Consider the following 14,054-nt stretch of genomic DNA (forward strand, 5'->3'; position numbering starts at 1 on the left):
TGATCCGTGCCGATTGGTATGAGTGCAAGATGCGTTGCCGATGGCCAGAACCCATCACCTGCGGGACCATACGCTGGGTGTGCTGCCAGGTTGCCGGCAGGATTTTAGACGATAGAGCGAGAGGGAAAAGGAAACGCAGCTCGAAGCGCTTTTGAGTCAATCTGTGATGGGGGCAGCACGCATTCGCGCCGTTCAAGCCATGCCAAATCAGTAAAATTTTGTGGGACACGCAAAGCTAGATCGGCAAGCCCAACAGATAGTTTGTAATCCTGCATCTTGAATGAGTCGTGTGCGTTGCCGACCTCATCCTCAATTGACGCCGATTGGCTCGGGATGCCATAGGCATGCGCCACTATAAGTCCATGAAGAGAGGTGGTAACTATTTCTTTGCAGCTTGATATTTCTCTAATTACGCATTCAATATCATCGAACGAAACTGATAGCAGCGATATAATCTTTATGTTCTTTGACTCCGTGCTATTAATCGCTGCTCTGAACATCGATTCATGGGAAACATGGGGGATAATGCCAATGCTATGGGACTTGGCGACATCCGGACGATACAGTTCCGGCAAGAGGATCGCGGGGTCGCCGTAGATCTTAGGGCAGGAACCGCCCGCCGCGATGATTGCATCGCGTGAAAGCGGACCGCGCACTGCAGAGTAGACAGCTGTAGGACAAAGCGCATCCGTGCTCCGCGGCATTCCAGTGCCCCAGAGGCGCATACCTGGTCGAGCAAACTTTGCAATGCTGCCAATGCACAGGCCTTCAGCATGTTTGCTCAATACCCAACGCGGCATCACGCCGAAGGCATGCCACAGTACGTAGGGAGTCAGGATGTCCCCAAAGTTGCCCGGATAGGGGCTGCGCATCCACCACATTCTCGGCCGGTATGCTTCGGCTAAATCGGCTTCTGCTGCGATTTCTTCATGCATGCGGAGGGAACGGAATGCCGAAACTAGTGGGGTCCATACCTCAGGCGACTCCAAAATGAGATCGTTCTCTAAACGTTTAGATTCCGCCCAATCGCCATTGCTTACATGGTTTATGAAACTTTTCGTGACTATCTTCAGTTTATCTCTGTTTATCTCAATCTTAGACATAATCTCACCTTGTGTTTTCGCAACAACATGCCGTAATGTAAGGCTGCCGCATTTGTTCGGTGAACATTAGCGGAATATATTTTGCTTTTTCATAAACTGCTTCCATTCGTCTAAGTTGATTGACCAAGGGTCAATTCCGATCTTTTGATTTTCATACCAAACCACGTGCTGATGACCCTTTATATGAGAGAGGCGAATAAAGTTCAGGCGTGGCTGATAAGTACCATCCCTAATAGGTAGAAGCTCCACAATCTTCGATCCGGGTTTCGCAAATACTGAATGCGATAGTCCTGCTCCATGAGGGCCCATGATCGTATGAGCATGACGCGCAATAGCTATTTGATGCCACAATGGTATTGATGATAATTCTTGAACGATAAATCCAAACTCATTAGCTTCTTTCTCGATTTCGGATTCATTAATAAGTCGACGCCTTGTCGCATCTCGCCTAGTCACGTAAACTTTATCAGGAAGTGCTGCTTTGTTTTTACGCGCGATCTCATCTGCGCGTCGGCCAAGCTTCTCAAAAACATCGTCTAGATGCGTCCAGCCCGCCATATTGGGGAACTCTGGGCGGGATAATAAGAGCTTTTCAACGAATATCGGCCTATCAAGATGCATGGCAGCGTGCTGAAGATCGAGAAGTTCAAGCGATTCGCGTTCAAATTTGCGATCTCCACTCAACAAAATGGCAAAACCATCATCATTTAGAACACCGCTCTTCTCAATCCACGCTAATCCTGGAAGTCTATCGATAATCCAATGATATATCCCGCGCGTTATCCTGGTCGAAGCAAATGCGGTTTTTACTAAAGTGACATCTTTTTTATCAATCGTGCCAATCGGCATTCCGCATGTGGTGATTATCTGACCTCGCTCGTTCCATATCTGACCATAAGAGTCTATAAAGACATTCTTTAATTGTGATATTTGTGGCTGATCCGGTTTTTCAACTAGCCTTCTCAAAAGTGCGATTTCTTTTCTAATACCCCTGGTGTGATGCTTATCTGCTTCTGATGACGAGGCAATAACAAGACTGCCCCAAACGTTACTTTGAGGCTGGGAGGCAAAATGAAACTCCGACGGATTGGGCTTGATCTTATATCCCCCGAGACTGACCTTGTTAATCAATACCCTGACTTTATGCCTGAGCAACTTGTCTGTGACAAATGGAAGATACCGAATGATAAGCCTTAAAAATAAGACGTCCCCGGGCAATTTTACGTCTGATGTTAAAATTAATGCCGCTGCATCTCCATGGTGCTTGTTCGCTAATATTCTTACGATAGCAAATTTTACATTGTTTCTTATGTCAGAATTGATTGCAACTCTTACTGTGTCCTCAATTATGTCCAGGGCTTTCAATTCGATCGCCGCATGGAGTCTGATCATTAGAATTTGACAGTTAGAATCATTAAAGTTCTTATTGGATGTTTTCTCAATGATGTCTTCCCACCTGAGTCTCTCCATGTCCGCGCGACATTTTTTAAGTAGGCGCTTGTCTTCCGATGAGATCTTGTTGTCCGTTCCATGGGCAGTCATCTCAATTTCCCAGATGCAGAGGATTGCGGTCGCATATAGCACAGGCGAAATCGTTCAATCTGGTCTCACGGTCAAAATTAATTATTATGTAAACGCCTATAGAAGGAGTGCATTATATCGATAATAGCATGGCATCGTTAAAGTGTGTTTAATAATCATCAATATTAGTTTTCTGCTGGTTCTGTTCTGGCCTACAAGGACCTGTGATGGCGATCGGATGTCATGGCAGTATCGCCGGTGCCGCCGCCGTGAGACATTGTGGCCCCCTTTTCCAGGAACCCGCAAGCAGGCGGGGAGCTAGGAAATTGATATGATGGATTGGAACGCAAGAGTTCAGGCTGTGCTTGACCATTTTGGAGCTCGAAAGCGGAAGTTCACGGTCGACGAGTCCCTGAAGCTGATCGATTCTTTCGCTCAAAAGGGTGCCACAACGAAGGCCGAGATGCAGAGCTACGGGTCACCCGATTTCGTTGCAACCATCCTGGGCCACGTCACGACGGCGGTTCACGGGAAGGGCAAAGTCCCTCGGGAAGGCGGCTGGTATCAGCACGCCTATGCCAGCGAGGCCTACATTATAGATCCCGGCTTTGCGGAAGCTTGGGTAGCGGCCATCCCAAAACGGGCATGTTAGGCTCGGCAGCTTAGAGCGCCTGACAGAACGGCATCGAGTCGGATGTCGAGCATGGGTTTGGCATGGCCAGACGCTTCTCCCCGATGATCTCTGGGATGAGATCGCTCCGCTCCTCCCGCCGCCTCGGCCCCGTCCCAAGGGCGGGCGTCGTCCGATCGCGAACCGGGCCGCATTGACGGGCATCCTGTTCGTACTGCGCTCGGGTCTGCCGTGGGAGATGCTGCCGGCCGAGATGGGCTGCGGCTCCCACGAGGACATTCCCGATTGATGCTGCATGTCCCTCGGACTGCGCGACTGGGCCTATCGGTGATGATCCGTGCCGATTGGTATGAGCCGGACATTGCATGGCCGTGAGGAATAGTCGGTACGGTGATCGAGGATCGGCTTACCGGCAGACAGTGGGGTGGAACAAAATGGAAAATTGAATCGACATCGGCCGGTCCATGCGTCGACTCAATCAAACCGATATGCCCCTGCGACGGCTGGAGAAAATGCATTTAAATACATGCCGGGGTCTCGATGAGATATATTTGGTGTAATCTCACGAAGTCATCACAAATAAAAATGCAATTTAATACAGATCGCTTCCTCTTCGATATGCCAAGGCAAGCATCAGCGATGCTCAATGTCGGAAGTCGCAGTCGTTCGCTTCACTGTTTGTATTTTAGTGTTATTGTTTGACTGGTATTTGTTGCTGATATTAAAAAAATCGTAGCGCGCATAAAAGTTGTTTCAGTTTTGTTTAACGAAAGGCTGCCAACCAGAAGGGAATGCGAACGAGGCATCGTGGGGACAGCGACGTGCCGTTTTTTGATACTGATCTGCGTGCGCTCATGGCCGCGGTCGACACGTCAACAGCTCGGATCGAGTTTGCTCCTGACGGCACCGTGCTCACTGCCAACACTCTCTTTCTCGAGCTGATGGGCTATACCCTTTCCGACCTGAAGGGGCAGAACCACGCTCGATTCGTCTCTGCCGCGGAGCAAGGCAGTGAGGCTTATCGAGCGTTCTGGGAAGCGCTGCGTCATGGCGAGCCGCAGACGCGCGAGTTCAAGCGTTTCGCGAGGGATGGTCGCGAGGTCTGGATCCAGGCCACATACAATCCCGTCCTCGACCGTGCCGGACGGGTGATCCGAGTGGTCAAGTTCGCGACAGATGTGACGAAGCAGGTCTTGCGCAACATCGACAATGACGGACAGCTCGGAGCTCTGCAGCGCTCACAGGCCGTCATCGCGTTCGCACTCGATGGCACGATCCTGGATGCCAACGCCAACTTCCTTTCAGCCGTGGGCTACGCGCTCGACGAGGTCCAAGGTCGTCATCACAGCATGTTCGTGGAACCGGCCGAGCGCGAGGGTGAGGCCTATCGTGAGTTCTGGTCCGCTCTGGGCAAAGGCGAGTTCAGCTCAGGGGAGTTCAAGCGGATTGCCAAGGGCGGTCGCGAAGTCTGGATCCAGGCAACCTACAATCCGATCCGTGATCGGGATGGTGTTCCGATCAAGGTCGTGAAGTTCGCCACCGACATTACCGGGCAGAAACTGCAGGTCGCGGATGCCATGGCTCAGCTGGCGGCGGTCAATCGCTCACAGGCCGTCATCGAGTTCGCTCCCGACACGACGGTCCTCGATGCCAATGCGAATTTCCTGAAGTCGCTCGGCTACGGGATCGAGGAGATCAGGGGGCGACCGCACGCCATCTTCGTGGAGCCAGGCTACGCACAGACGGCGGACTACGCCGCGTTCTGGGACCGCCTGAGAGGCGGCAGTTTCTCATCGGGCATGTTCCAGCGCTTCGGCAAGGGCGACCGTGCCGTCTGGATCCAGGCCAGCTACAACCCGATCTTCGACCCGAGCGGCCGATTGATCAAGATCGTCAAGTACGCTTCCGACGTCACCGCCAACATGGAGGCGCGGTCGGTCGCGGTGGAGGCCGCCGAGCGCACTCTCGATAACGTTCAGGCGGTCACGGATGCGGCGGACGCCATGAATGCGTCGGCGCTCTCGATCTCTCGCAGCATGATTCAGTCCAAGACCGTCGTGGACGACATCCATGGTCGAGCCGGCGAGGCGGATGCCGCCACCGAGCGGCTGCGTTCGGCAGCGCATTCGATGAGCGGCGTTGCCACCCTGATCACGGACATTGCGCAACAGATCAATCTGCTGGCGTTGAACGCGACGATCGAGGCGGCACGGGCCGGCGAGGCAGGGCGCGGCTTTGCTGTGGTCGCGACCGAAGTGAAGAACCTGGCTGGTCAGGCCGCAGCGGCCACGAACCGGATCAGCAGCGAAATCACGGGCATGCAGGCTGTCTCGAGCGAGGTCGCGGCCACCCTGGCCTCGATCACTGCGGCGATCGGTACGATCAGTCAGCATGTCGATGGCGTTGCTGCTTCGATGGATCAGCAGGCGCATGCCACGGGTGAGATCCTGGCCAGCATGCAGCAGGCTGCCGACGGTGTGTCGAGCATCAGCACGGGCTTGGACAATTGGACCGTTGGGATGGAGGAACGGCGCGCCGATCGCCGAACGCGTATCCTGCTGCCTGCTCACATTCATGTCTCGGACGGCGGCCGCATCGCCTGCTCGATCCGCGACCTGTCGGACGGCGGCGCACGGTTGCATGTGCGCCTGCATGCCTCGGTGCCGGAACGGTTCGTCCTCATCGCCGATGCGGACGGACGCCGGTTCGACTGCCTCGTACGGCATCGCTCCGGCGCGAGCATGAACGTGCAGTTCCTTCAATCTTCAGATGCGAAGCCAGTGCGTTCCGTCGCCGTTTAGAGCTTGCGTCCCCGGCGACCGAAAGTGCCTCACGAAACTCCCGCTGCGCCGTCATGCTCGGAGCGGGAACCGACCGTGATCGGAAGGTCGTGAGGCACCCCTACGGCAACGCGTGCTGCACCCATTCACCCGGTGTCGCGTCCCGGCCGCGCGTTCGGGAAGGCCGTTCGGCGCGATCGCCGATCCCTCCCGCCCGGTGGAGCCGCGGGCGCGCGCCGGGCGCAGAGGCCGACGGGCCTGTGGCCAAGGCCCGCTTTGGGGAAGATTCCTCGAACCCCGCGCCCGCTGCCCGTGTCAGACCACCAGCACGTCCGAGGCGGTGAGCGCCGGCTTGTCGAGGAGGGTCGCCAGCAGGATGGCATCCTGGGCGCCGCCGGAGCCGTCCGCGTCGTAGTAGAGATGGCCCTTGGCCGCGTCGTAGACGATGCGGTGGTCTTCCGTGGTCGCGGCGCCGAGGGCGAAGGCCTCGTCCGTCAGCTGGCCAGCGGTCAGGGCCGTGAAGACGCCCGCATCGAGGACGAGCCTGTCCTCGCCGTGGCTGAAATCGACGATCCGGTCCTTTTCGCCGGCCGGCGGCACGACATCGAACACGAAGGCGTCGGCCCCGGCATCGCCGCGCAGGACATCCGTCCCCGTGCCGCCGGTCAGGATATCGTCACCATCGCCGCCGAACAGGCGGTCGTCGCCCGCGCCGCCGAGGAACTGGTTGGCCCCGGCATCGCCCCTCATGGAATCGGCGAAGGCCGAGCCTTTCACGATCTCGAAGCCGGAGACGCCGCCGGTGCCCGTGGCCCGGCCGCTCTCGAACAGCGCGCGCGCCGACGCGCCGAACTCCGAATAGTCGAGGGTGTCGGTGCCGTCGCCGCCCAGGCTCAGGCCGCGGATGGCCGAGCCCGTCTCGATGGCCAGGGTGTTGTCGCCGGAGCCGAACTGGATCGCGGTGCCGCCCCCGCCGAGGATGCGGCCCGCATTGACGACCACGTCGTCGAGCGCGCTGACGATTCTGATCGCGATGCCCGAGCCGCCCTGGATGAGCCCCGCATTGTCGATGCTCGTCACGAAGGGCGCGTCCCCCTGCGACGAGTCGTCGATCAGGATGCCGAGGCCGGCGCCGTAGATCCGCGCGCCGGCGAGGTTGACGATGTCGCCGCCGCCCGCCGCGATGCCCTCCGCCGTGTTGGGCAGGCCGTCGGAGCCCGTGCCGCCGGCACCGAGGCCGCGAATGGTTCCGTGGTTCTCGATCGTCGCACGGAAATCGATGTCGATCCCGTCGCCGTCGCCATCGTTGATGCCGTCCGGGCCGCCGCCATCCTCGGCACCGGGCGTCGCGCCGTTGACGTCGGAATTGGCCGCATCGGCAAAGGAGCCCGTGATGATCCCGTGATTGATCACGGTCGCGGTGCCGTCGGAGCCGATGCCGGAGCCGTTGCCGCCGAGGATGCGGGCTCCGGCCTCGTTCGTCACCGTGACGAGGCTGTCCTCGCCCATATTGATTCCGTGGCGGTCGCCGAGGATGGCGCCGCCGGCCGTGTTGCGGATCGTCCCGCTCGCCCCGTCCTCGAACTGGATGCCGTCGGCGCCCTGAACATAGCCGGTGGCGGAGCCGCCCTGGATGGTGCCGCTGTTGACGAGATCGAGGGTCGCGCCGATCTTCACGCCGTCGGCTGCCAGCGCCAGCAGCGATCCCGCATTGTCGATCTCGGCGAGGAATTCGCCCGTGGTCGCGGCGAGGTCGAGGGCCTGGCCTTCGGCGGAGACGATGGTGGAGTCGGCTTCCGTGACGATCGTGAGCGTGCCGGCGGCGACGGTGCCGGACTGGATCTGCACGGCGTCGTCGTCGGAGCGGATGGTGCCGCCATTGTCGATCGTCGCGGTCAGGGTCGCGCCGATTCCGCTCTCGAAGCGGATCGCCCGGCCGCCGTCGGTGGTGTTCTCGATCAGGCCGTCATTGTGGATCTCGGCGCCGTCGGGGGCGGAGGTGAAGCGCACGGACTGAGCGTTTGCGGAGACAGAAAGGGTTCCGTCCACCTGCAGGGTGTCCGCGCCGGCCAGGGTGATACGGCCCGTCTGCGTGGTGCCGTTCGCGACGGAATGGGCGGTCATGCGGTCTCATCCTCGGCCGGACGCGTCCGCGGACGGGCGGACGTCAAATCACCGGGCGTGGCGGACATTAGGGGGGGCGGATGACGCTCGAACGACGGTGCGCGTGGCGTTGGATTCCTGCCGGATTCCGGGGGGCTCGACCCTACACCACCGGCACGCCGCGTCCCTTGGCATGCTCGGCCGGCTCCACGTGGATGACGACGACGGCCCCCTCGATGGCGCTCTCGATGGCACTTTCCAGACGGTCGCAGATGTCGTGCGAGTCCTTCACGGTCATCTCGCCGGGCACCACGAGGTGGAAGTCGATGAAGGTCGCCTGCCCTGCATGGCGCGTGCGCACGTCGTGCGCCTCCAGGGCGCCCTCCCCGTGATCCGAGATCAACGTGCGGATCTGGGTCACCATCTCGGCGGGCGCCGCCTTGTCGAGGAGGCCGCTCACGGAATCGCGCACCATGGTCCAGCCCGACCACAGGATGTTCAGGGCGACGAGGCCGGCGATGAGCGGGTCGAGGATCAGGGTTCCGGTGACGGCCACCAGGGCGACGCCGATCAGGACCCCGCCCGAAGTGACCACGTCCGACATCACATGACGCGCATCGGCGACCAGGGCGGGCGACCGCCACGCCCTGCCGCGACTCAGAAGCGCGACGGCCCAGGCGCCGTTGATGGCCGTGCCAATCGCGCTGACGGCCAGGCCCAGAATCGGCGCATCGAGGGGCTTCGGGGCGAGGAGGCCGTAATAGGATTCACGCAGGATGAGGATCGCCGCCACGATGATGAGGGCGCCCTCGATCACCGCCGAGAAATACTCGGCCTTGTGGTGCCCGAACTGGTGGTCGTCATCGGCGGGCGCAGCGGCCACACGCAAGGCAATGAAGGCGAAGGCCGCCGCCGCCACGTTGATGATGCTCTCCAGCGCGTCGGAATAGAGCGCGAGACTGCCGGTGAGCCAATAGGCGGCGAATTTGAGCGCCATCACGAAAGCGCCGATTCCGGCGCTCGCGAGGGCGGCTTTCTGGGTGCGGTCCATTTCCGGTGCCGATCCGTGACGGGCCCGCCGGGTAAAGGAGCAGGGCGTGGCGCTAGGCGGCCCCGCCCATACGATCATCCCCGCCGGGAAGGCCACGGCAAAGGTTGAACCCACCGGTGAAGGGTTTAGTCGTGGCTATGTCTGGGGCTCACCCTCCTGCGGACCGGGCGCCGCACCCGCCCGACGCTCCGCTTCGCGCGCGGCGCTGCGTGCGCCCTGGGCTCGTGCCCGCTCGGCCTTGCGCGCATAAGTCCGGGCCATCCACCCCCAGCGGGCATTGGCCGCCATCACGTCGAGACGCCGGGCTTCGCGCTCCCAATAGGACATCAACTGCGAGTCCAACGTGACCCGACGGCGCGGAACCTTGATGTTGGTCGCGCCATTCTTGAGGTTTTCAATCATCAAACGAACCGCATTGGAGCAAGATTGCTTGGAGACCACGCCGATTTGCCTCGGGGTGGTCAAGGTTGTTTTCAACGTAGATCTGTAACAATGCGGCGCGTGTGAAGGTTGTTGGCACGCAAAGAAGCACGAGCCATGCAGGCCACGCATTGTTGGCCCCTCTCCGTCCTGCGGCTTCCGCCTGCGCCACAACATTCCTTCGCACCGTCATCGGGCTGGAAGGCTGTCATCGGCCATTGATCCCGGGCCAGGAACCGTGCTGTTGGCGCGCGATGCGCGTCGACCTCTTCGATTTCGATCTGCCCGAAGCGAGCATCGCCCTCAGGCCGCCGCAGCCTCGCGATGCCGGGCGACTGCTCGTGGTCCGTCCCGGCGAGGCGCTGGAGGACCGCGCCGTGCGCGACCTCGCCGATCTGCTGAGACCGGGCGATGCCCTCGTCTTCAACGACACTCGCGTGATCCCGGCCCGGCTTCGCGGCATCCGCCATCGCCCCGGTTCGCCGGGCCTTCGCATGGAGGCGATGCTCCACCTACGCGAAGCACCCGAATGCTGGCGCGCCTTCGCCCGGCCGGGCAAGCGCCTCGCCGTCGGCGACAGGGTCCGCTTCGGACGGGATGGCGAAGGCGACGCCTGCACCCTCGGCCTCCTCGACGCCACCATCGCGGAGAAGGGGGCGGGGGGCGAGATCGTGCTGCGCTTCGAGCTCTCCGGCCCTGCCCTAGACGAGGCCATCGCGCTTGTCGGCGAGCTGCCGCTGCCGCCCTACATCGCGGGCAAGCGTAGCACCGACGCGCGGGACACGGTGGATTACCAGACGGTGTACGCCCGCGAGGCCGGAGCCGTGGCCGCCCCCACCGCGGGCCTGCACTTTACCGACGACCTCCTCGCCCGCATCGACGCCGCCGGGATCGCGCGTCACAGCGTGACCCTGCATGTGGGCGCGGGCACCTTCCTCCCCGTTAAGGCCGATGACACCGACGACCACCGCATGCATGCCGAGATCGGCCTCCTCGATCAGGCGACAGCCGAGGCGCTCAATGCCATGCGTGCCGCGGGCGGTCGCATCGTCGCGGTCGGGACCACGGCCCTGCGCCTTCTCGAAAGCGCGGCGGACGGAGACGGCCGGCTTCGCGCCTTTGCCGGCCCCACCGACATCTTCATCACGCCGGGCACCCGAATCCGTGCCGTGGACGCGCTGATGACCAACTTCCACCTGCCGCGCTCGACCCTGTTCATGCTGGTCTCTGCCTTCTCGGGCTTGGAGACGATGCGGGCGGCCTATGCGCATGCCGTCGAGGGCGGCTATCGGTTCTACTCGTATGGGGATTCGAGCCTGCTGTTTCCCGCACCATCCAAGTGAACGTCCCTGGCGGCGCCCCGCCTCCCCCATCGATCGGAGGGTCATTCCATATGGGTCGTCATCATGCTCTTGGCGCGCTCGAAGGCCGCGGGACCGAGGGCGAAAGGGCCGTCGAAGGGGCGCTCGTGGAGCGCGATGACCGACAGCGTCCCGACCATCGCCGTGGAGAAGATGACGAGCGTGATGACCTGAGCGCGCGGCTTGTCGACGTGGACGATGCCGATTGAGATCAGCGTCAGAGTGCAGAGAAACAGCAACGTCATCCACTTCGAATCGTCGCTCTCGCTCGCGCTCAGGGCCAGCCGCTCGCCGCGCGCCTCCCGCAGGTTCATGACCGTGGTCATCAGGGCGGTATGAGCGACGACACCGGATGCGCTGGTCTGAACCGGGTCGGCCACCATCTTCATGAGCCTGCTGAGCGCCGCCCCCGCCTCGCTGGAATAGGGCGTCTTCGTTCCCATCTTGGGGAACTCGTCGGCGATGACCGCATCCGCATAGGCGAGCAGCGCCTTCTGAATGTCGGACATGTCCGAGACCGTGGCCTCGCTGAGATCGTAGGCGGCGATCAGGTTGGCCCGCTCCGTCTGAACGATGCGCGACGCCTTGCCCTGCCGCTCCCAGGCATCGTTCGCCACGAAACCGGTCAGCAGGGCGAGGAGAATTCCGATCGAGCTGAAGAACGACGCGACGATGCCGCCGACGTTGTTGAGCAGATGGGTCCGGGTGTAGGGGACGTTCGTCAGGACGACCAGGACAATCGAGACTGTCGCAAATAGTGAGGCGAGAATGACGATCATCAGCCAGATCGGCTGATCGAGCCAGAGTCCTAGGAGCATCGATAGACCTCGCGATCATATGGTGAGCCGGCCGCGCGGAAGAGCCCTCTTCTGGAAGAGTCCTCGTTTTGAGGAAACCTAGTCGGAATGTCCGGGTGGTTGGCGGATCTCCGATACTCCTTGAATGTGCTGTGGGCCAGTGCCCGGATCGACGACCACCGCCCCGGCACGGGTCGCCCCGTCTGGCGCCGATACTTCCGGTCACGAGCGCACGTCCTCCCGCATCGGCTTTTGCCGAGAACCGGCATCCACTTTTCCGGCCGATGCTCTAAACACCATGCCCATGTCCGAGACTCCCTCCCTTCGCAGCAACGCTTCCGAGCATTTCACCTTCCGCGTCGACGCCACCGACGGGCAGGCCCGCACCGGGGCGATCTCGATGCCGCGCGGGACGATCCGTACACCGGCCTTCATGCCGGTTGGGACGGCGGCCACCGTCAAGGCGATGTATCCGGGCCAGGTTCGCGACCTCGGCGCCGACGTGGTGCTCGGCAACACCTACCACCTGATGCTGCGTCCCGGCCCCGAGCGCATGGAGCGACTCGGCGGCCTCCACCATTTCATGAACTGGCCGCACCCGATCCTCACCGATTCCGGCGGTTTCCAGGTGATGTCTCTCTCCGCCTTGAGGAAACTCGACGAGCAGGGCGTCACTTTCCGCTCGCATGTGGACGGCTCGGCCCACCACATGAGCCCGGAGCGCAGCATCGAGATCCAGGGGCTCCTCGGCTCCGACATCCAGATGCAGCTCGATGAATGCGTGCGGCTCCCCGCCGAGCGGCCGGCCATCGAGAGCGCGATGCGATTGTCCCTGCGCTGGGCCGAGCGCTGCCGGCTTCAGTTCGGCGAGCAGCCGGGCAAGGCGATGTTCGGCATCGTCCAGGGCGGCGACTTGGCGGACCTGCGCGTCGAGAGCGCCAGGGGCCTCGTCGATCTCGACCTCAAGGGCTACGCCATCGGTGGCCTCGCCGTGGGCGAGCCACAGGCGGTGATGCTGGCGATGATCGAGACGGTGGAGCCGCATCTGCCCAGGGACAAGCCGCGCTACCTCATGGGCGTCGGCACGCCCGACGATCTCATGCGATCGGTGGCACGCGGCATCGACATGTTCGACTGCGTGATGCCGACCCGCGCCGGCCGCCACGGCCTCGCCTATACCCGCTTTGGACGGATCAACCTGCGCAATGCCCGGTTCGCCGAGGATACCCGCCCCCTCGACGAGACCTCCGCCTGCCCGGCGGCGCGCGACTATTCCCGCGCCTACCTCCACCATCTCGTGCGCACCGACGAGATCCTGGGCATGATGCTGCTCACTTGGAACAATCTGTCCTATTACCAGGATCTGATGTCCGGAATGCGGGGGGCGATCGCGGCGGGCCGCCTTGCGGATTTCGCCGGCGAGACTCGCGAGGCCTGGGCTCGCGCAGAGGCCGAGCGCGCCAGCGCGAATCTGGCCGGTTGACCCCTTCGACCCAACCCCCTATTGCGAGCCACGCTTCTCACGACAGCCGGCCCGATCGTCATCGAGCCAGGCCCTTCTGAGCAAGCGAGCGCGTAGCTCAGCTGGTAGAGCAACGGACTTTTAATCTGTAGGTCCTGGGTTCGAGTCCCAGCGCGCTCACCAACAATCACAACGATTTAGCTGCCGGTTGCTAGCCTTCAGAAAAAGGCTAGCAACCACATAGCTACCAGGGTGTTGCAGTCATTTCCCCGCTTGCGTTGTAGTGTAAGCGCTCGGTGGGAGGGCTTTTGGGTCAGGCGGCCTGATCGAGGGCCGTAAACGGGCCCCAATTCCACGGCAGCAGGTCGCCGAGGCGTCGGGCCGGATATTCGGCGATGCGGGTGAGGACGTCCCGCAGGTAGGCTTCGGTGTCGAGGCCGTTCAGCTTGGCCGTTTCGATCAGGGTGTAAAAGGCGGCCGCCCGCTCGGCGCCCCGATCCGAGCCAGCGAAGAGGTAGTTCTTGCGCCCGACCGCGACGCCGCGCAGCGCCCGCTCGGCCGGGTTGTTGTCGAGCCCGATACGCCCGTCGTCGAACACCCGGGTCAGCGCCCGCCAGCGGCTCAGCACGTAGCGGAACGCCTTGGCCAGATCCGAGGGGCCGGAGAGCTGGGGCAGGATCGCCTCGGCCCAGGTTCTCAAGGCATCGGCGCGCGGCCGGGATCGGTCCTGGCGCTGTCGGTGTCGTCGATCGGGTGGCTGTCCGGCGATCTCGTATGCAGGTGTATCGGGTGATCAGAGAGGCCAGACCGACCGACTGTTTTCAG

General features: G+C 61.6%; 10 protein-coding genes, 1 tRNA gene and 2 pseudogenes. 6 read left to right on the top strand and 7 right to left on the bottom strand.

Translation table 11 applies throughout. The features are described 5' to 3' along the window. Window positions 1-104: 104 nt before the first annotated feature. Together ASF08_RS23785 and ASF08_RS23790 are read right to left on the bottom strand one after the other, a co-directional pair. Window positions 105-1,103, bottom strand: coding sequence for a polysaccharide pyruvyl transferase family protein (locus ASF08_RS23785; RefSeq protein ID WP_082473075.1), 999 nt, complete (start codon window positions 1,101-1,103; stop codon window positions 105-107). Window positions 1,104-1,169: 66 nt separating this feature from the next. After that, a complete protein-coding gene (locus ASF08_RS23790) occupies window positions 1,170-2,645 on the bottom strand; it encodes a glycosyltransferase family 61 protein (RefSeq protein ID WP_156629468.1) in 1,476 nt (491 codons plus the stop codon). A gap of 310 nt (window positions 2,646-2,955) precedes the next feature. Here ASF08_RS23790 and ASF08_RS05295 point away from each other — a divergent pair, with 310 nt between their 5' ends. The 3 genes and pseudogenes from ASF08_RS05295 to ASF08_RS05305 all read left to right on the top strand — a co-directional run bounded on the left by ASF08_RS05295 (window position 2,956) and on the right by ASF08_RS05305 (window position 6,056). Continuing rightward, a complete protein-coding gene (locus ASF08_RS05295; protein WP_056142267.1) occupies window positions 2,956-3,276 on the top strand; it encodes a hypothetical protein in 321 nt (106 codons plus the stop codon). Window positions 3,277-3,295: 19 nt separating this feature from the next. Continuing rightward, a pseudogene (locus ASF08_RS05300) lies at window positions 3,296-3,520 on the top strand (transposase); the annotation flags it as partial. A gap of 556 nt (window positions 3,521-4,076) precedes the next feature. Next, window positions 4,077-6,056 (top strand): methyl-accepting chemotaxis protein, encoded by a 1,980-nt coding sequence (locus tag ASF08_RS05305; RefSeq protein WP_338011741.1) that lies wholly within the window; start codon window positions 4,077-4,079, stop codon window positions 6,054-6,056. 294 nt (window positions 6,057-6,350) lie between these two features. On the opposite strand, the gene ASF08_RS05310 is transcribed toward ASF08_RS05305, so the two are convergent. From ASF08_RS05310 to ASF08_RS05320, 3 genes are all read right to left on the bottom strand, one after another. Further along, window positions 6,351-8,159, bottom strand: coding sequence for a hypothetical protein (locus tag ASF08_RS05310; RefSeq protein ID WP_056142275.1), 1,809 nt, complete (start codon window positions 8,157-8,159; stop codon window positions 6,351-6,353). A 142-nt stretch (window positions 8,160-8,301) separates the two neighbouring features. Then, entirely contained in the window at window positions 8,302-9,189 is an 888-nt protein-coding gene (locus tag ASF08_RS05315; RefSeq protein ID WP_056142277.1) for a cation diffusion facilitator family transporter, read from the bottom strand. A 135-nt stretch (window positions 9,190-9,324) separates the two neighbouring features. Next, window positions 9,325-9,591 (bottom strand): hypothetical protein, encoded by a 267-nt coding sequence (locus ASF08_RS05320; protein ID WP_051074403.1) that lies wholly within the window; start codon window positions 9,589-9,591, stop codon window positions 9,325-9,327. 272 nt (window positions 9,592-9,863) lie between these two features. On the opposite strand from ASF08_RS05320, the gene queA reads away from it, so the two are divergent. Further along, window positions 9,864-10,952, top strand: coding sequence for a tRNA preQ1(34) S-adenosylmethionine ribosyltransferase-isomerase QueA (gene queA / locus ASF08_RS05325; protein WP_056142280.1), 1,089 nt, complete (start codon window positions 9,864-9,866; stop codon window positions 10,950-10,952). A gap of 41 nt (window positions 10,953-10,993) precedes the next feature. On the opposite strand, the gene ASF08_RS05330 is transcribed toward queA, so the two are convergent. Next, window positions 10,994-11,788, bottom strand: a complete 795-nt coding sequence (locus ASF08_RS05330) for a bestrophin-like domain (RefSeq protein WP_056142283.1) — start codon at window positions 11,786-11,788, stop codon at window positions 10,994-10,996. 283 nt (window positions 11,789-12,071) lie between these two features. Here ASF08_RS05330 and tgt point away from each other — a divergent pair, with 283 nt between their 5' ends. Beyond that, window positions 12,072-13,250, top strand: a complete 1,179-nt coding sequence (gene tgt / locus ASF08_RS05335) for a tRNA guanosine(34) transglycosylase Tgt (protein ID WP_018043987.1) — start codon at window positions 12,072-12,074, stop codon at window positions 13,248-13,250. Window positions 13,251-13,336: 86 nt separating this feature from the next. Continuing rightward, window positions 13,337-13,412 (top strand) — tRNA-Lys (locus ASF08_RS05340). A gap of 130 nt (window positions 13,413-13,542) precedes the next feature. Here the strand turns inward: ASF08_RS05340 and ASF08_RS05345 are convergent. Beyond that, window positions 13,543-14,001, bottom strand: a pseudogene (locus ASF08_RS05345) (IS66 family transposase); the annotation flags it as partial. Between the last annotated feature and the right edge of the window lie 53 nt (window positions 14,002-14,054).

Origin of the sequence: Methylobacterium sp. Leaf85, from assembly GCF_001422125.1 — a bacterium.
Taxonomy (GTDB): domain Bacteria; phylum Pseudomonadota; class Alphaproteobacteria; order Rhizobiales; family Beijerinckiaceae; genus Methylobacterium; species Methylobacterium bullatum.